Below are 17,451 nucleotides of genomic sequence, written 5' to 3' on the forward strand. Positions count from 1 at the left end.
GGATACTTTAAAGCGGGGCCTTCGAGAGCCTCAGACACCGGAGCCAGCGGGCTCGGAGCGCGGCGTTAGCATGAGATGAGCCAGATGGCCAAAAATTTTTTGTCATTGTAAATGAATCTTCCCAAAGGCAAGTTTTGGTTTTGGCAGAACCTCTTTTCAACGACTTCAATAGCTACCATTTAAGCCACCCGAATATCCGAAAAACATTCACCGCTAAAAAAAAAACCTCCTTTAAATCTGGTTTCTGAGCGAAGCCAAAGAATAAAAGAGGTTGTTTTTTTATAAGGTTGTCAAACCTAAGCCGGAAAATTAGGGTTGTGCAACAGTTACCAATGTTATTTGCGGTTTTTTTTATTTTCGAGGAAATTCACGAGTAAATTATTCAAGATTTCAGGTTGGTCAAACGGAACATTATGTGTGCTTTTTTCAATAATTTCTAATTTTGAATTTTCAATCATTTTAGCAAGTTGTTCGGTATGTTCTAATTTTATTTCGTCATCATCACCTGCAATAACTAATACGGGATTTTTTATCTTATTTAAATCGTCTAATGTAATATTTGGATAATTGATCATTAAATTCAGTCTTCTTTTTTCTTTTTCATCCGTTGTACTATCATGCCTTTTTCTGATCGATTTTAATAATTCTTCATTTACTCCGTCAGGATGTGTATTTGCCCCAATGGTAACCAGTTTATGTACAAGTCCAGGATTTTTTGAGTTAAAAATCAAACCCGTAATTCCGCCATCACTCCAACCAATAATATTTACTTTTTCCAATTTAAGTACTTCTACAATTTGCAGTAAATCATCAGCAAGTTTCTCGTAACCGTAGTCATTTTTGGCAAAGTCTAAACTTTTCCCCAGTGCCCTGGTATCCATAGCAATCACACGAAATTGCTTTGAGAGAAAAGGAATCTGGTTATAAAAATCAGAAATTAGCCCATTATTCCCCTCGAATAAAATTAAAGGTTCTCCGCTTCCATATTCCTGGCTACCTGGGAATTTCCTGGTTTGCTGGCATGACTGGCCAAATCGTCGGAACCGAAATACGTTTCGGTTTCAGTGATCTGCGCCCGCAATTCACGCCCATCCCGAAATCTGCGTACCAGGGTTTTGCCCAATAACAGTTGAGCGAGTGCACCGCGTCATGTTTTTGAAACGAGGAGACAGGGATTCGATCAGTCATTTCAGATATACTAAAGATGAAATTAAAAGGTGTTATACACTGTAAAAACCTCAAAGCCAGTACGTTGCGATTGAGGTCATGCTTTGCCAGTCGTGCAATTTCTATGTGGGTCTATTAGAAGAACTCGTGGTTCAATTACGAAACCATTTAAATTGAATACCGAATCCGCGCCTGCCTTTTAAATAATAGTAATCGGTTATTCAAGTCTAAATTGGTCCTAAAAAAAGACGCTCCGGAAAGAGCGTCTTGTTTATATTTTTAAAATACTTGAAGAGTAGGATTAAAACCTTAATTCCGGATTTTTATCATCACATAACCCGACAGGATTCGGCCGTCTGAAACCACGATATAGTACCAGTAATTTCCGGTCGGCAGATGGCGGCTGAGGTGGCGGCCGTTCCAGGAGAATGCGCCGTTCACTTTCTGGTCGAGCACCACGGTGCCGAAACGGTCGATGACCCGCACGTGGCTTCCCGGATAGTTCTCGATGCCTTCAACGACCCAGTTATCATTAATACCATCGGCATTCGGTGTGAACACATTACTGATGATAAAGATGGTAAAGGCTTTTTGCGCCGTCGCGCAGGGCTGGGTGCCACTTCTTACAAATGCGGTATGATTGCCGGCAGGAACGTTATGGAATGTATTTGATGCCTGCCAGCTAACGCCGTCGATAGAGTATTCAAACATTCCGTTTCCGGCCACGATGATATGGACCGTCGTGTTTTCAATCTTAATGTCGCTGATCACCGGAAGTTGGACCTGTTTTACATTCACCGATTTTGTAGTGCTGCAACCCACCGCATTAGTCACTGTAAGGGTATAGACTCCGGTACGGTCTGCGTTTACGGTCTGCTGACTGCTTAGCGCTGTGCCATTATAAGTCCAGACAAACGTAGTTCCGGTAGGTTGATTTCCCGGATCTAACTTCACAAAACTGCCCGGGCAGTATTCTGCATCTGTCGGCAGGTTGACGATGGGCGAAGCTTTCAGCGGAAGCGTGAGTTTAGCCCGCGCGGCACATCCGGCAGCCGATTTGATTTCCACATACACGATATTCTGCCCCACCGACAGGGTGTATTGCCCAGGATTGTTAATAAGCACATTATTCCGGTCATAATACGTGAAAGTATAGGCCGCCGAGTTCGGAACCAAGTTCTCCTGATATTGTTTCAGATCTGTCTTTTTAGTCCCGATCTCATCCGCACAGTCGGAAGGGGCCAGGTAGTCTGTTGCCGGAATATTGGTGACCACAAGCGATACGTTAACTGCCAGGCGGTTTATACTTTCGCAGCCTTTTTCGGTCTGCGTGGCAAAGTATGTTGTACCATCCTGCAGCAGCGTACTGGCAGGCAACGGCGTAGAGGAGGTCGGACTGCTGAACCATTTTATCAGACTTCCGGTTACGTTCAGGTCTGATAGTTTTGCCAACTGACTCACACAGAAGACCTGCGCGGCTGGCCCTGTGGGTGCGAGGGTACTGTAAATGATGATTTTTACCGGCGCCCTTTCACTTTCGCATGATGACAGCGTTTGAGTTACATAATAGGTTGCCCCATCTACAAGGGAAGTGGTCACAGGCAGAGTTGTGCCGCCAACGGCAGCTGAATACCATTTCAGTTGGGTTCCGCTCGCCGTGAGATTACCTACTGTAGCGTGTTGCTGGACGCAGAAATTCTGAGTTGCACTGACAAGAGGTTTCGGCGTCGGATTGCTGAATGGAGTTACCGTAATAAGGCTCGTTTCGGAAATGCATCCCAGGGTATTCTTAATTTTAATCGGATACGTATTCGGTGTCAATCCGGTGAAGTTATTGCCGGATTGCCAGGTCAGTCCACCATCTTTACTGTATTGGGCAGCGCTTTGATTGACTACGATGGTGGCTGACGGATTTGCACAGTCGATTTGCTGGACTGTTGCGCTTGGCAGTGGTGGCGTGTCTGAAGGTACATTCACCGTTACCGATACTGCACCCGATTCGCATCCCGCACTGTTCTTCACTTTCAGGCTGTAGGTTCCGGGCGCAAGCGGTCCTGAAACCGGATTAGCGGAATAGGTCACGCCATTGTCGAAACTGTACTGATTTTCTGTTGAAGTGATGGTCACCGTACCAAACGGACTGGTACACGATACGGGCTGAACTACTGAAAACAGCGGAAGAGTTGGCGCGTTGGGTGGAGGGGCCACGGTGGCAAGTGTTGCCGGTGAAGAACATCCCGTTGACGACAGCTTGATTCGCACCTTGTAAACACCCGGCGCAAGGTTGACCGAAGACTGTGAAACCCACGTAGCTCCATCATCAAAACTGTAGAGTGCGGCCGCAGAAATAACAGAAACTGTACCGTTGGCCACGGCACAGCCGGAAGGTGCCGAAACCGCGATCTGTGGCGCAGCAGGTGTAATCGGCTGCGTATTCACAGTTGCAATTCCGGCCACGGAAATACATCCCGCAGCATCTTTGATCATCAGGCTGTAAGTTCCGGGTGCCACACCGCTTTTGGTATTCGAAGTTCCGTAGGTGATGCCATTATCAAAACTGTATTCTGCTGCCGGTGTGGTAATCTGCAGCGAGCCTAATGCATTGCCACAGTCGGGTTGCTGTATCGTAAATGCCGGAGCAGGCAGTGGTGCCTGTGGACTTACAGTTACCGAAGTTACATCCGAGAGGCATCCGGCGGCGTTCTTGATTTTAATTTTATAAACTCCGGGTGCAAGGCCGCTTTTTGTATTTGAATAGACAAAGGTGAGTCCGTCATCAAAGCTGTACGTGGCGGCGCCGGTGGTGACTGTAACAGTTCCTGTGGCGACGCTGCAGGTAGGGTTTGTCACGGTAACAGCAGGTGCGGCGATGGTTGTCCCCGAATTCAGCGTAACGGCAACCGGTGCGGATTCACAGCCGTAGGTGCTCGTCCTTATCCGGATGATATAGGTGCCCGCACCGATGTTACTTTTTACCGGATCGGTGGTCCAGCTGGCACCATCGTTAAAGGTATAGCTGATACCGGTGGCGCTGATGGTGATTTTTCCGTCGGTCGCATCGCAGGCTGTCGGTTGGGAAACCGTAAACTGAGGGGTTGGAGGCGTATTCGGTGCCGAACTGATATACACATATGCATTCTGTGAGACACAGCCCGAAGTGTTTTTCACGAGGACGTTATAGCTGCCCGCGCTGAGGTTGTCTTTCACCGGATTGGTGGTCCAGGTAGCCCCGTTGTCGAAACTGTACTGGTCTGCAATGGTATTGATGAAAATGCTTCCTTTCGGAACTGCACAGGTAGGCTGTATGGCGGTAACGCTCGGCGGATTAAGGAAAAATTTATTAATTGAAACTGATGTTGCTGTGGAGATGCATCCTGCCGAATTTTTAATCTTAATATTATAATACCCCGGTGCAGGATTGAGCATTACGGGGCTTGTAACCCAGGTGGTGCCATTGTCAAACGAGTATTGCGCGGCCTGGGACACGACAGTAATACTGCCGGAATCTGCGCACGTAGGCTGCACGGTCTTTACAAATGGATTCGGCAGGAAAAACTGAGTGATCGATACACTCATATCGAACGGATTTGAGGTACAACCCTGCGCGTTCTTTATGACCACTCTGTAGTAACCGGAGGTAAGACTGTTAATCTCATTCGAGGTTCCCCAGGTCTGTCCGCCATCAAAACTGTACATCGCCGCCGGCGTCATGATTTTGATGCTTCCCTTTATGGTACACGTTGGCTGCACAATACTTACATTGGGTTTCGGAAGATAGTATTTCTGCAGGCTGACCGAGACACCGTATGAAACAGATTTGCATCCCTGGGCATTCTGGATCACCAGTGAGTAGTACCCATCAGTGAGGTTTGTGAAGACAGGATTGCTGCTCCACGTCTGGCCACCATCGATGCTGTACTGTGCGGAAGGCGTGGTAAAAGTGATGGTACCGCCCGTGCCACAGGTTGGCTGTACAAGGGTAAATGTGGGATTTGGCAGGTAAAACTGCTTGATATTGACTGATGTACTGCTTGAGATGCAGGTTCCGCTCTTTATCATCACATAATAATAACCGGAAGTGAGATTGTCTTTGATTGGCGAAGTGCTCCAAGTGTAGCCGCCATCAAAACTGTACGATGTACCTGGCGTCTTAACAGTAATACTGCCATTAACTCCACATGAAGGCTGGATTACGGTAACATCCGGGCTCGCGAGCGCTGTATCGCTAAGCGAGATATAAATGACCTGAGAAGTACAGCCCGCTGCATTTTTTGTCATCAGATAATAAGTCACATTCGGGGCCAGACCGGTGAATACCGGATTAGTGGTCCAAGTAGTTCCACTGTTGATACTGTAAAACGCCGCCGGAGAAGTGAATGTGATGCTTCCTACATTGCCACAGCTTGGATTCACCACTGTATATTGAGGTTGTGGAAGATAGGTTTGATAAAAGTAAATATAATTAGCATCTGAGACACAATTCTGTGCATTCTTAATCATTACCTGATAACTGCTGCCTGTAAGATTTGTAAACACATTGGAGGCAGACCATGTGGTTCCGCCATTGATGCTGTAGAACGCGGCCGGGGTATTTACGGTGATGCTTGCTGGGGTGGTACATGTGGGAGAAACAAAAGTAACATCGGGTTGTGGCAGTTTTACTTCCTGCAGATACACCCAGGTCCCGGAAGATTTACAGCCAAGGCTGTTTTTCACCATGATTTGGTGACTTCCCACTGGTAGGGTTTTGGTATTTGCTGTTTCCCATGTCACACCGCCATCATAGCTGTAGAAATCTGAAACTGAATTGATTGTGATGCTTCCGCTAACGCCGCAGCTCGGGTGAACCACGGTATAATATGGACTCTCGATCTGAGGTTCATAAAGATATACCGTCGAGGTCTGCGAAACGCATCCCGCCGCATTTTTAATTTTAATCCGGTAGGTGCCTGCCGGCAGGTCTTTCATATTGCTGGTCGTCCAGGTTGCACCGTTATCGAAACTGTACATATCAGCTTCGGTGCTGATGTAGATCGTACCATCGGCACCGCAGGTAGGCTGGATCACACTGTACTGTGCAGAAGTGTTTTGAAACGGCCTTAGATAAATACTTGAGAAATAAGAAGTACAGCCCAGGCTGTTCTTTATGCCCACCGAGAAGTTGCCGGACATCAGGTTCGAAAGTGTATTGCTGGTAACCCATGTTTGTCCCGCATCAAACGTGTAAAAATCTGCAGGCGTATTGATCGTAATCGAACCTGGTACTGAACACGCCGGTTCAGTTACTGTAAAATCCGGATTTCCGAGTGTATTGCTCGTAATATTCACCACCTGTGCATTTGAAATACATCCCGAGATATCTTTGGTGCGCACCGAATAATTTCCCGGTGCCAAGTCGGTTGCCGTGGAGCTGGTTCCCCAGGTCACACCATTGTCGAAACTGTAATATGCCGCAGAGTTACTTACGGTGATCGTGCCTTTATCACCACAAAATTTAGGCTGCACTGCGCTGCAGCTAGGGTAAGCGGTAAGAACGGGCGTGATGACTGCTTCCTGCGCATACGAGGTACATCCGGTAGCGGTCTTGATCATTACTTTATATGTTCCGGGGTATAAGCCTGTTTTTACAGGATTGTTTACCCACGTGTTCCCGTTGTCGAAACTGTAATGCAGGGCAGGCGAAGTCACTTTAATGGTTCCGCTGCTTACAAAGCAGGAAGGTTGGGTAATCTCCAGCGTAGGGCTCACCGCCGTCTGGCTCGGCTCAATGCTCACCTGTGCCGTGCTAGAGCAGCCAAAACTGTCGGTTACGGTAACTGAATAAATTCCTGTAGCTGAAACGGTGATGTTCTGTGTGGTTTCACTGGTGCTCCAGAGGTATGTAGCGCCCGATGAAGCTTTCAGAACCGTACTTCCGGAACATACGTTCAGGATTCCGGTGATGGTCGCGGTAGGGTTTTTGACTTCAAGGTTTACCGGAATGATTTTATAACAGCCGGGATCTTTGCTGACTCTCGCATACAGTACCGCAGAAGCAGAACTGTAGTTGGTAAAATTTGAAATTGCACCGGTATTGTTAAAGGCACCATTGTAATCTGTAAAATAGCTAAAGGTCATACCGCTGGTGGCGGGCACAATCAGCGCGTTCAGGTCACTGAGGTTGAAGTTTTCGCTGCCGTTATGATCACTGTCACATTTTGAAAGTTTCGCGGGGGTTACGGCGATGTCGCAGCCACCGGAACAGTTGAGGAAACTGATGTCCCAACCCGGATTGGCATCCGAATCGGTGGCTGATGCAAATATTGCCGTATTGCCCGCGCTGCTTCCACAGCCCGTTCCGCCGCCTGTTGCTGCCACATCGAAATCCGCAGTGACACTTACATTGTAATTTGCGTTCGCGGTATTGGGGAAATTCTGCGGCAATAGCGTAAAACAGAACTTTTTATTCACCGTATCCAGTGTGGTGGGTGCGGTGGTCGTGTAAATTGCATTTCCGGCCGGATCGAGGAGTTTCAGCGTAAGTGTTTTCAAACTGGCCGCGACACCACCCGAATTCGGAAGGGTATAGCTGCCGCAAACCTGCAGTGGCAAAGCCGGGCAGATTTTGTAGAGCGGATCGGTTTCCACAGAACCTACGAAGCTTTCAGTGGACTGCAGCATGCAGATATCATCCACATAAGCATAGCCGAAATGTCCGCCCAGGCCGCATCTCGACGCCATAAATTCTACCGTGAACTCTTCATTGTTGGGAATAGAGGAAATATCCAGAATTCCCGACTGCCACTTTGCGGTGTACAGCGTGACATAGCCGTAGCCGCCCGAAGGAACTTTGGTGAAAATACAGTTTTTCTCGTCGCCCACCAGGCAGAATTCGCTCACCACAATGCCGTCTTTATTTATCACTCTGGCTTTGAAGTAGGCTTGGTTATCGGTATGGCTACTGTCATATACAGACTGCAGTACCGCCTTGTAATTAAACTTTAACTGGTTCTCATTGTTGGTTTTAAATCTTTTGCCCTGTACAATGGAACCATAGGTGCTCGAATTGGTGTGATTGATCTTTAAAGCATACTGGTCAAAGGCTTTGATATCGCCCATGAACTCATCGATAAGATTGGAAGGTACAGACGTTGCCATCAGCTGGGTATTTCCCGGACTGTACTGCGGGATATAACTTATCGCGCTGTTGGATATCGATTTGCATTGCGTGGGACCCGGTGGTTGACCGATATTATAGAGGAAATTTTTGATATACTGCTTGCCGCCCACGGTTTCGGTCTGTTCGAAACCGCCGTTCGTACACATTTCCACCGCCGTCTGGGTCGCTTTGTGCAGATGCGAATGTTCCTGCTGAACCTTTACAGCCCTTTCTTTCAGGAATTTTTCCTGAGCAGCGGTACCTTTTATTATTTTTCCGTTCGAATCTTCGAAAATTCCTTGTCGAAGGTCGTTGGACGAAATGGTTTGAGCAAAAGTAATTTGAAATAAGAGAAGTGAAACGAACAGGTAAAAATTCCTCATCAGCGGTGTTTACAAATGGAACATTAAATGTTAAAAAAATCTTAAAATATCGGACGCTAATATATACAAATTTGGAAAAGCTGAGGGTATGAATTAATTCATATCGCACGGTCTTCTAATGATCTGAATCCGAACGGAATACCCCAAAAAATAAATGAGTTTAATACAGATTTCTGAAACTTTACGTTCCCTTCAGATGAAATGAACAATTCCCTTATGCCTAAAATTCAAACTAAAGCGCATGCAAAAAAAATTTACTTGTGTCTGCCTGAAAATTTTTATCTTTAAAAAAAAATATCCCATGAAAAAACTATTGATTGCAGCTTTCATCTCATCCTCGCTGTTTGCGTTCGCGCAGCACAATCTGCCGGCAGCCAGCCCGCGACAGTCAGTAGAACAGCAGTTTTCTACCACCAAGATTTCAGTAGATTATGGCCGGCCGGGTGTAAAAGGCAGAAAGATTTTTGGCGACCTGGTACCCTATAATAAGGTGTGGAGAGCGGGTGCCAACAGTTCTACTAAAATTACCTTTGCACAGCCTGTCAACTTCGGCGGAAAAACGGTGCCGGCCGGAACTTACGGTTTGTTCGTGATTCCGACAGAAAAGGAGTGGAAAGTCATCCTGAACAAAGATGCGCAGCAGTGGGGCGCTTACGCCTATGACGAAAAACTGAATGTCACCGAAATTACCGTGCCTGTACAGAAACTCGCGGAAAAGCAGGAGTGGTTCGGTATCGAGCTCAATCCCGTGGACGATAATTCTGTAGATATGGTGGTGAAATGGGACCAGACCAAGGTAACGGTTCCTGTAAAAGCAGCAAATCCTGATGCCGTGGCAAAAGTGGTTGAAAAGCTGAAAGAAATCCGCCAGATTGAACGTGATGCGGCAGCTAAGAAATAAACGGAATATATTCCCCTAGTTTACCAAACTACATTTCAATTTGAATGGTCCGAATTTTTGGGACATTTTTTTATTTAATCTTAAAAAAATACCTGTTCAGTTTTCGGTTGTAAAGATTTTTCCGCGCGCTTAAATTTGCTTTAAATTTACGTGATGGAAATTTCAAACGAAATAATGTATCAGGCCTCGTTCGCCAAAAACCCCGAGTTTGAAGGCGTTTTTTGGATGGGCGTGAAAACCACCGGAATCTTCTGCCGGCCAACGTGCACCGCGCGCAAACCGAAGTTTGAAAATGTGGAATTTTTCAATACGACCAAAGAGGCCATCCTGAAAGGTTACCGGCCATGCAAAGTCTGTAAACCTCTAGAAAATCCCGACGAGACCCCGGTCGGAATTCAAAGTTTACTAAATGAACTGGCGGCTGATCCGTCCTTGAAACTTAAAGATTATGATCTGGTGGTAAGAGGTCTGGAGCCCGCCACGGTTCGCCGCTGGTTTTTGAAACATCACGGAATCACTTTTCACGCCTTTCAGCGGATGTTTAAGCTGAATTCGGCTTTTAAAAAACTGAATTCGGGCGAGAATGTGACCGCAGCGGCTTTTGACAGTGGTTATGAAAGTTTGAGCGGTTTTAATGACAGTTTTAAAAACATCTTTGGCGTGTCGCCGAAAAATTCAAAAAGTGAGAAGGTTGTCGATTTGAAAAGAATCGAAACGCCGCTTGGAACCATGATCGCGTGCGCTGACGACAACGGAATCTGCATGCTCGAGTTTTCCGACAGAAAAGCGCTGCCCACAGAATTAAAGGAGATTTCGAAGCATTTTAATGCGAATATCATTCAGGGTGAAAATCCACATTTTAAAATTTTAGAACAGGAACTTGGCGAATATTTCGCAGGCAAAAGACAGATTTTCACCGTGCCGCTTTCCCTTGTGGGTACTGAATTCCAGAAGAAAGTATGGGAAGTACTTCGCGGAATTCCGTACGGGACCACCAGAAGCTACCAACAGCAGGCGAATATTTTAGGCAATCCGAAAGCGGTGCGTGCCGTGGCGAATGCAAACGGCCTGAACAAAATTTCAATCATCATCCCATGCCACCGCGTGATTGGGACCAATGGTACGCTCACCGGCTATGGCGGTGGCATCTGGCGCAAGCAGAAATTGCTTGAGCTCGAGCAAGCCATGCTTTTCTAAGGCAAACTGCTTAATTCTGGCCAAAAGCCTTTCTCAAAATCATTATCTTTAATGAAAAAAGGTATGGAAAACTTTCTGCAGCCAACACTTGAAAATGAGGAGGTAAAACTTGTTCCGCTTCAGGAAATTGATTTTGAAATGTTGTACGAAGTAGCTTCTGACCCGAAAGTCTGGGAAATGCATCCCAATAAAAACCGCTACGAACGCGAGGTCTTCAAAAACTTCTTTGAAGGTGCGATACTTTCCGGCGGTGCATTTTTAATTTTCGATAAAACCAGTGGGGAAGTGGCCGGAAGTACACGGTTTTATGATTTTGATGAAGCGGAAAATTCAATATTCATCGGATATACCTTTTACGGCACAAAATTTTGGGGCTCCAAAATCAATCCGAAGGTCAAGAAACTGATGCTCGATTATATATTTAAATATGTGCGATTGGTTAAATTCCACGTCGGAGCAGAAAACTGGCGTTCGCGAACGGCCATGGAAAGACTTGGTGCAGAGCTGAAGGGCGAAATAGTGGTGGCCTACCACGGCGAACCCGACCGTAAAAATGTAGAATACTGGATTTCTAAAGAAGACTGGCTCACCAAGCCCAATCTGCATTGAATTATTTGGCGGAACACTGCTGCAAAAATTCAGCACCGTAATAAAAGATGAAAAGCCAGGCGATGCCTTTCAGCGTGAAAAAGATCAGGCCGCCAATCCCGACGCGTTTTAGCCATATTTTCATTTTCGAATTGGTGTCGCCGTTTTGTTGCTGATTCTCCATTTTTAAATTTTCTGCGGCAAAGATAAAATGATATTTTTAAGGTTCATTTAAATTTTCCCGTTTGGCAAAAATTTGTAAATTAGGGCATCTTTAAAATAAAATTAAACATGACCGAACAAACCACGGATTACGGTATTCCGCAAATGCTGAAAAATTTAGGAATCTCAAATGAAAATAATGGTGTCTCTGCTGGCGGAGCTTTTTTTGCCACGGGCGACATGCTCGAAAGTTTTTCGCCAACTGACGGAAAACTGATTTCTAAAGTTAAAACCGCCAATCCTGAGGATTATCAAACCGTAATTGAGAAAGCAAAATCTGCTTTCAAGGAATTCCGCATGGTTCCGGCCCCGAAAAGAGGGGAGCTGGTTCGTCAGTTCGGTTTGAAACTCCGTGAGTACAAGGATGATTTGGGAAAACTCGTTTCCTATGAAATGGGGAAGTCCTTGCAGGAAGGTCTGGGTGAAGTGCAGGAAATGATCGATATCTGTGATTTTGCGGTAGGACTTTCGCGGCAGCTTCACGGTTACACCATGCATTCCGAACGTCCCGGCCACCGCATGTACGAGCAGTATCATCCGCTCGGAATTGTCGGTATTATCTCGGCGTTTAATTTCCCGGTGGCTGTTTGGTCCTGGAATACGGCGCTTTCGTGGATTTGTGGAAATGTCACCATCTGGAAACCTTCAGAAAAAACCCCGCTTTGCGCCATCGCCTGCCAAAATATCATCAATGAAGTATTAAATGAGAACAATATGCCTGAGGGCATTTCTACGATGATTGTGGGCGACCATAAAATCGGTGAAATGCTTGTTAGTGATAAGAATGTAGCTCTTATTTCCTTCACCGGATCTACGAAAGTTGGTCGTACTGTCGGAAAAAATGTGGCGGAAAGATTCGGCAAATCAATTTTAGAACTTGGCGGAAACAACGCAATCATCATTACCGAAAATGCCGATCTGGATATGTCGATTATTGGCGCTGTCTTCGGCGCAGTAGGCACTGCAGGGCAGAGATGTACTTCGACAAGAAGGCTCATCATCCATACTTCTGTGTATGACGAAATGAAAAACCGCCTGGTACAGGCTTACGGCCAGTTGAAGATCGGGAATCCACTCGACGAAAACAATCATGTAGGTCCGCTTATCGACAAAGATGCGGTGAAGCAATACCTTGATTCAATTGAAAAATGCCGGCAAGAAGGCGGAAATTTCATCGTAGAAGGCGGCGTGCTGGAAGGTGACGGCTATGAATCCGGATGTTATGTGAAACCCTGCATCGCAGAAGTTGAAAACTCGTACGGGATTGTGCAGCACGAAACATTTGCTCCGATCCTGTATTTAATTAAATACAAAACGCTCGAAGAGGCGATCGCACTTCAGAATGATGTTCCGCAAGGATTGAGTTCGGCTATCATGACGCAAAACCTTCGCGAAGCTGAACTGTTTTTATCCCAAGCCGGATCAGACTGCGGTATTGCCAATGTAAATATCGGGACTTCAGGCGCTGAAATCGGCGGTGCATTCGGTGGTGAAAAAGAGACCGGCGGTGGCCGGGAATCGGGTTCCGATGTATGGAAATATTACATGAGACGCCAGACCAATACCATAAATTATACAGCCAGCCTGCCTTTAGCCCAGGGAATCAAATTCGACTTAAGCGGTGAAGCGAAGAACGAAACTGACGCTGTTTAATCCTTTTATATCATCTAACTAATTCAATTTTCAGCTATGAACGACGTACTCGCTTCTTCACCTCAAACTACCAATAAAGTAAAAGAAACACTTGGCAAACATATGCTTGCAGACGGTTTTGATTTTGTAATGGATTTCGAAAAATCTAAGGGCAGCTGGATTCACGACAGCCTGAGCGGCCGGGATTTCCTGGATATGTTTTCAATGTTTGGCTCGGCTTCCATCGGTTACAACCATCCTTATTTAATGGAAAGATCTGCGTGGCTCGGCAAACTTGCCGTGAACAAACCCACGCTTGCAGATGTGTATTCCCAGGAATTTGCAGATTTTATGGAAGTGTTCTCGCGCGTTGCCATTCCTAAAGAATTGCAGTACACCTTTTTTATCGAAGGCGGGGCCTTAGCGGTAGAAAATGCGATGAAAGCGTGTTTTGACTGGAAGACGCGCAAGAATTTTGAGAAAGGTCTCGATCTGGAAGCCGGAATCTGCATCCATTTCAAGCAAGCTTTTCACGGGCGAAGTGGCTATACATTAAGCCTAACAAACACGTCGGATCCGCGTAAACATCAGTATTTCCCGAAATTCGACTGGCCAAGGATCACGAATCCGCATCTCACTTTTCCGGTTACCGAGGAGAATTTGGAAGAAACCATTAAAAACGAACAGCTTGCGCTGCTGCATATTCAGGAAGCAATCATCAGTAACCCAAATCAGGTAGCGTGCATCATTATTGAACCTATCCAGGCCGAAGGTGGTGACCACCATTTCCGCGACGAGTTTTTCACCGGCTTGCGTGAAATCTGCGACGAAAATGAAGTATTGCTCATCTTTGATGAAGTGCAGACCGGAATCGGAATCACCGGTAAAATGTGGGCGTTCGAACATTTCACGGCTAAACCTGACATTATTTCGTTTGGTAAAAAGACGCAGGTCTGTGGTGTGTTGGCTAATAAGGAAAAGTTCAACGAAATACCGCAAAACGTTTTCCGTGAAAGTTCGAGAATCAACTCTACATTCGGCGGAAATTTTGTGGACATGCTTCGTTTCCAGCTGACTTTGGAAGTGATTGAGAAAGAAAACCTTGTAGAGAACGCCAGAATTGTTGGTGAATATTTGCTGGAAGGCCTTCAAAAATTAGCGGCAGACTATCCGCAGACTTTCACGAACGCGCGTGGGCGCGGGCTCATGTGCGCCATCGATTTGCCAACCGGGATGATGCGTGACCGCCTTAGAGAGATTCTTTACGATGACGGGTTGATTCTGTTGGCTTGCGGCGACCGCTCTGTGCGCTTCCGTCCACACCTGAATGTAACAACAAATGAAATTCAGATTGCATTGGATAAAATAGCAGCAAATATTGAGAAAATTTAAATTATGATTTAAGAAATTTTAAATTTTTTCTAATTTAATATTACTTTAACATTTATTTCAAGATTTAAATTGTAATTTTAGAATTCAAAAGAGAGCAGTGTATGGAAAGAGAGACAAGGGTATCGGTTTTTGAAAGCGAAAATGCGTGGGAAATCCAATTAATGAGGTCAAAGTTGGAAAATCAGGAAATCCCCGTATTTGTAAATGATAAATATATGTCTTTCACTACGACGCCCACTGCCAACACGATCCGTCTTATGGTAAACCTGAAGGATGAGCAGAAAGCTTTTGAAATCATCGATGAATTTTTGAAAAATTCAGACATTAAAATGAATACTAACCCCTAATTATAGATTCATAATTTAAATTTTACGTTTTACAGAAACCGGAACTCAACTATTTGAGTTCCGGTTTTTTTACAGGGAAATGTGTTTTTGGAGTTAATTAATTGCAGAGCAAAATATTTGGATTAAAGTATCTCTACAATTTTTCCTTCATCATCTTGATGAATACAGAGGGTTTCAGGTCGAACTTGCGGCGGAAATTATCCGAAAAGTTTTCCGCACTGGAGAATCCGGCAATTGACGCCAGTTCTTTCACATCCATATTCAGGTATTTCACGTCGGTTTTCAGGTGCTCAATGATATAATCGAGTCGCAGATCGTTGATGTAAAGCGTGAAATTTTTGCCTTTGTAGGTATTTATGATTTTTGAAAAGTAAGTGGAATTGGTTCCAAGCTCCTCACTCAGCAGCTTTTGCGAAACCTGGGAATCGAGGAATTTGTTTTCCTTCTCAAAAATTTCAAGTTGTTGCAGGATGTTTTCTACAAAAATTGGGTTGAGCCCCGGAATTTTGTTGTAAAAATCATAATCCAGTTTCTGGTGGTCTTCGAATTTTCCGTCTTCAATCACCGGTGCGCTCACTTCGGCGGGGTGATCATCCCGCTGAGCCAAGATCTCTTCGAAGCGTTTCTTGTAATTCTGCTTTTCATTATAAATCCTGAAGCCAAAAAACACAAAACCAGCGATGAGCAGTGCGACAAGTCCCGCGAACATGATCCGCTGTTTCTGCAGGGTGTTCTCGATCCGGTTTTTTTCTGCCACCAGTTTGTTGGTATCATATTCCTTCACGATTCTTTGGTACAGATACTTATAATTTTTCTCGTAGGAACGGTCGAGTACCATCAGCTTGTCAATGTATTCGAGCTGCTTTTCAGTATTTCCGGCGGCTTTATAGTAGGTAATTAAAATTTCATAGGCCGAACGGAACTGCGGATCCAGTTTTTTAGTTTTGGTATAATGTTTATCGATTTCCTCGAGGTATTTTATTGCCAATTTCTGCTTTCCCGTGTGCCAGTACGAAAGACCGAGGTAATAGACTTCGGTGTTATGCGGCCATTGGTCGTTGTAGAGCCGGATGGCTTCGGAAAGTTTTGAGATGGCGGTTTCGTAATCTTTCTTGTAGTAAGCGTCTGTTCCCTGAGAAGAAATAAAATAGGGTAAATATTGAGCTAAGTTATGAGCCCGCAGATAGGTGAAAGCCTCATTAAGTAAAACTTTATTTTCATTAAATTCACCTAATCGGGTATTTGAATCAATTAAACTAAGTAATGAAAAGATATAATGAGCCTGATAATTTTTTCCTAAAGAAGCTTCTGCATCAAGGTTTGCTTTAAAATAATTATAACAAATTTTCAGTTCAGTCTTTGCTTCTTCATACTGACCTAAATAAATTTTATTTTGTGCTATATAATATATTGTTTTATTGTAAATATATTCATCTCCGGACTCCTGGGATAATCTATTTGCAATTAAAATATCATTCAGCGCTTTTTGGTAAAACTCCTCGCTCATATTTATATTACCGCGATTAAGATAACCGTCTAGTAATATTTTTTTTCTCTTTGACCTTTCACCAACAGCTAATGCACTATCAGCATATAAAATATTTTTCGGATAGTCACTCTTTACACTGGCATATCTATAAGCATAAAACAATGCTTCCGGATTTGATTCCTTTTTTGATTTTGCTATGTAAAATTGTATAAGATCCCAAGTCTTTTTGGGATTTGTGTGATAAGAATCGATGAGTTTTTCTATTTCTTCGTTGCTCAGTTTTGAAATATTAGATGTTTGAGCACTAATATTTCGCGTAAAACAAACAGAGATTAAAATGAATAAGAAGAATATATGTTTCAGCAGCATAGAACCGTAATAAAATGATTAGCAGGTAGATAAATCATTTTTCATCATTTGTTTTACAATAATACTGCTATTTTTTTTAAAATCCGCCATCAATTTTATGAATTACTTGTTATTTTTTATAAACTAACGGTTACAAAACTTGCGGTGCATCTGGTGGCTGTCCTACATTTGTCAAAAATAAAACGCATGAAAAAATTTGCACTTATCGCAGCCGTAGTTTTCACTACCTATACATTAGAGTCTTGCAGACAGCCAGACGAAGCATTATCACCAACAGAAGCCGCTACTTTAAAAAGAGTACAGGATTCTACAAGTAAATTAGACGACAGCCACAACGTACAGGGAACAAATACAGATCCAGCCGGTACTTCAAACTTAGAAGTCGATGGAGAAATTGTAATCCCTCCAAAAAAGTAACCCCCTAATCTATATATTTTTTTTTCATCATTTGTGTTTGGTTCTTCCGCGCTTGTTGCGGAAGAATCTTTTTTATACCAACCTGTACGCCACGGGCGTTTTGTGGCTGCAAAAATAAATATTCCATAATGATAATTTTTACCTTGTTAAATTATTATTTCCGTAAAATTGGGAATTGGGCTGTGGCAAACCATATCATTTATTTATAT

Annotated in this window: 13 protein-coding genes; 7 read left to right on the plus strand and 6 right to left on the minus strand. The window is 44.4% G+C overall.

All coding sequences use genetic code 11. The features are described 5' to 3' along the window. Positions 1-335 precede the first annotated feature (335 nt). The 3 genes from H9628_RS06075 to H9628_RS06080 all read right to left on the minus strand — a co-directional run bounded on the left by H9628_RS06075 (position 336) and on the right by H9628_RS06080 (position 8,688). Complete coding sequence (locus H9628_RS06075; RefSeq protein ID WP_317172621.1) at positions 336-965, minus strand: alpha/beta fold hydrolase; 630 nt, start codon at positions 963-965, stop codon at positions 336-338. Next, positions 965-1,123 (minus strand): DNA-3-methyladenine glycosylase, encoded by a 159-nt coding sequence (locus H9628_RS11980; RefSeq protein ID WP_394368178.1) that lies wholly within the window; start codon positions 1,121-1,123, stop codon positions 965-967. The genes H9628_RS06075 and H9628_RS11980 overlap by 1 nt, the downstream gene beginning before the upstream one ends. A gap of 353 nt (positions 1,124-1,476) precedes the next feature. Beyond that, positions 1,477-8,688, minus strand: coding sequence for a T9SS type B sorting domain-containing protein (locus tag H9628_RS06080; protein WP_251833230.1), 7,212 nt, complete (start codon positions 8,686-8,688; stop codon positions 1,477-1,479). 301 nt (positions 8,689-8,989) lie between these two features. Here H9628_RS06080 and H9628_RS06085 point away from each other — a divergent pair, with 301 nt between their 5' ends. The 3 genes from H9628_RS06085 (at position 8,990) to H9628_RS06100 (ending at position 11,395) form a co-directional block, all read left to right on the plus strand. After that, the gene (locus tag H9628_RS06085) at positions 8,990-9,589 is read left to right on the plus strand and encodes a DUF2911 domain-containing protein (protein WP_251833231.1); all 600 of its coding nucleotides are present in this window, start codon (positions 8,990-8,992) and stop codon (positions 9,587-9,589) included. Positions 9,590-9,742: 153 nt separating this feature from the next. Further along, complete coding sequence (locus H9628_RS11945; protein ID WP_317172614.1) at positions 9,743-10,786, plus strand: bifunctional transcriptional activator/DNA repair enzyme AdaA; 1,044 nt, start codon at positions 9,743-9,745, stop codon at positions 10,784-10,786. Between the two features lie 51 nt (positions 10,787-10,837). Continuing rightward, complete coding sequence (locus H9628_RS06100) at positions 10,838-11,395, plus strand: GNAT family N-acetyltransferase (protein WP_251833232.1); 558 nt, start codon at positions 10,838-10,840, stop codon at positions 11,393-11,395. Position 11,396: 1 nt separating this feature from the next. On the opposite strand, the gene H9628_RS06105 is transcribed toward H9628_RS06100, so the two are convergent. Continuing rightward, complete coding sequence (locus tag H9628_RS06105) at positions 11,397-11,558, minus strand: hypothetical protein (protein WP_251833233.1); 162 nt, start codon at positions 11,556-11,558, stop codon at positions 11,397-11,399. 107 nt (positions 11,559-11,665) lie between these two features. Here H9628_RS06105 and amaB point away from each other — a divergent pair, with 107 nt between their 5' ends. The 3 genes from amaB (at position 11,666) to H9628_RS06120 (ending at position 14,967) form a co-directional block, all read left to right on the plus strand. Then, on the plus strand, positions 11,666-13,249 hold the full coding sequence (amaB, locus tag H9628_RS06110) for an L-piperidine-6-carboxylate dehydrogenase (protein WP_251833234.1): 1,584 nt from the start codon (positions 11,666-11,668) through the stop codon (positions 13,247-13,249). A gap of 36 nt (positions 13,250-13,285) precedes the next feature. Then, a complete protein-coding gene (gene lat / locus H9628_RS06115) occupies positions 13,286-14,620 on the plus strand; it encodes an L-lysine 6-transaminase (RefSeq protein ID WP_251833235.1) in 1,335 nt (444 codons plus the stop codon). 101 nt (positions 14,621-14,721) lie between these two features. Then, complete coding sequence (locus tag H9628_RS06120; RefSeq protein WP_251833236.1) at positions 14,722-14,967, plus strand: putative signal transducing protein; 246 nt, start codon at positions 14,722-14,724, stop codon at positions 14,965-14,967. A 133-nt stretch (positions 14,968-15,100) separates the two neighbouring features. Here H9628_RS06120 and H9628_RS06125 read toward each other — a convergent pair whose 3' ends face one another. Further along, positions 15,101-16,474 (minus strand): AraC family transcriptional regulator, encoded by a 1,374-nt coding sequence (locus tag H9628_RS06125; RefSeq protein ID WP_251833237.1) that lies wholly within the window; start codon positions 16,472-16,474, stop codon positions 15,101-15,103. A gap of 399 nt (positions 16,475-16,873) precedes the next feature. Between H9628_RS06125 and H9628_RS06130 the strand changes: the two genes are divergently transcribed. Beyond that, on the plus strand, positions 16,874-17,242 hold the full coding sequence (locus H9628_RS06130; protein ID WP_251833238.1) for a hypothetical protein: 369 nt from the start codon (positions 16,874-16,876) through the stop codon (positions 17,240-17,242). A gap of 4 nt (positions 17,243-17,246) precedes the next feature. Here H9628_RS06130 and H9628_RS11930 read toward each other — a convergent pair whose 3' ends face one another. After that, positions 17,247-17,369 (minus strand): hypothetical protein, encoded by a 123-nt coding sequence (locus H9628_RS11930; protein WP_262891789.1) that lies wholly within the window; start codon positions 17,367-17,369, stop codon positions 17,247-17,249. Positions 17,370-17,451: the final 82 nt, after the last annotated feature.

The organism is Kaistella pullorum (assembly GCF_014837035.1).
Lineage (GTDB): Bacteria > Bacteroidota > Bacteroidia > Flavobacteriales > Weeksellaceae > Kaistella > Kaistella rhinocerotis.

What these genes read in the sequence shown, in the direction of transcription:
- H9628_RS06080 (WP_251833230.1), bottom strand. Translation starts at nt 8,688, where the DNA reads ATGAGGAATTTTTACCTGTTCGTTTCACTTCTCTTATTTCAAATTACT.
- H9628_RS06085 (WP_251833231.1), top strand. Translation starts at nt 8,990, where the DNA reads ATGAAAAAACTATTGATTGCAGCTTTCATCTCATCCTCGCTGTTTGCG.
- H9628_RS11945 (WP_317172614.1), top strand. Translation starts at nt 9,743, where the DNA reads ATGGAAATTTCAAACGAAATAATGTATCAGGCCTCGTTCGCCAAAAAC.
- H9628_RS06100 (WP_251833232.1), top strand. Translation starts at nt 10,838, where the DNA reads ATGAAAAAAGGTATGGAAAACTTTCTGCAGCCAACACTTGAAAATGAG.
- H9628_RS06105 (WP_251833233.1), bottom strand. Translation starts at nt 11,558, where the DNA reads ATGGAGAATCAGCAACAAAACGGCGACACCAATTCGAAAATGAAAATA.
- amaB (WP_251833234.1), top strand. Translation starts at nt 11,666, where the DNA reads ATGACCGAACAAACCACGGATTACGGTATTCCGCAAATGCTGAAAAAT.
- lat (WP_251833235.1), top strand. Translation starts at nt 13,286, where the DNA reads ATGAACGACGTACTCGCTTCTTCACCTCAAACTACCAATAAAGTAAAA.
- H9628_RS06120 (WP_251833236.1), top strand. Translation starts at nt 14,722, where the DNA reads ATGGAAAGAGAGACAAGGGTATCGGTTTTTGAAAGCGAAAATGCGTGG.
- H9628_RS06125 (WP_251833237.1), bottom strand. Translation starts at nt 16,474, where the DNA reads ATGAGCGAGGAGTTTTACCAAAAAGCGCTGAATGATATTTTAATTGCA.
- H9628_RS11930 (WP_262891789.1), bottom strand. Translation starts at nt 17,369, where the DNA reads ATGGAATATTTATTTTTGCAGCCACAAAACGCCCGTGGCGTACAGGTT.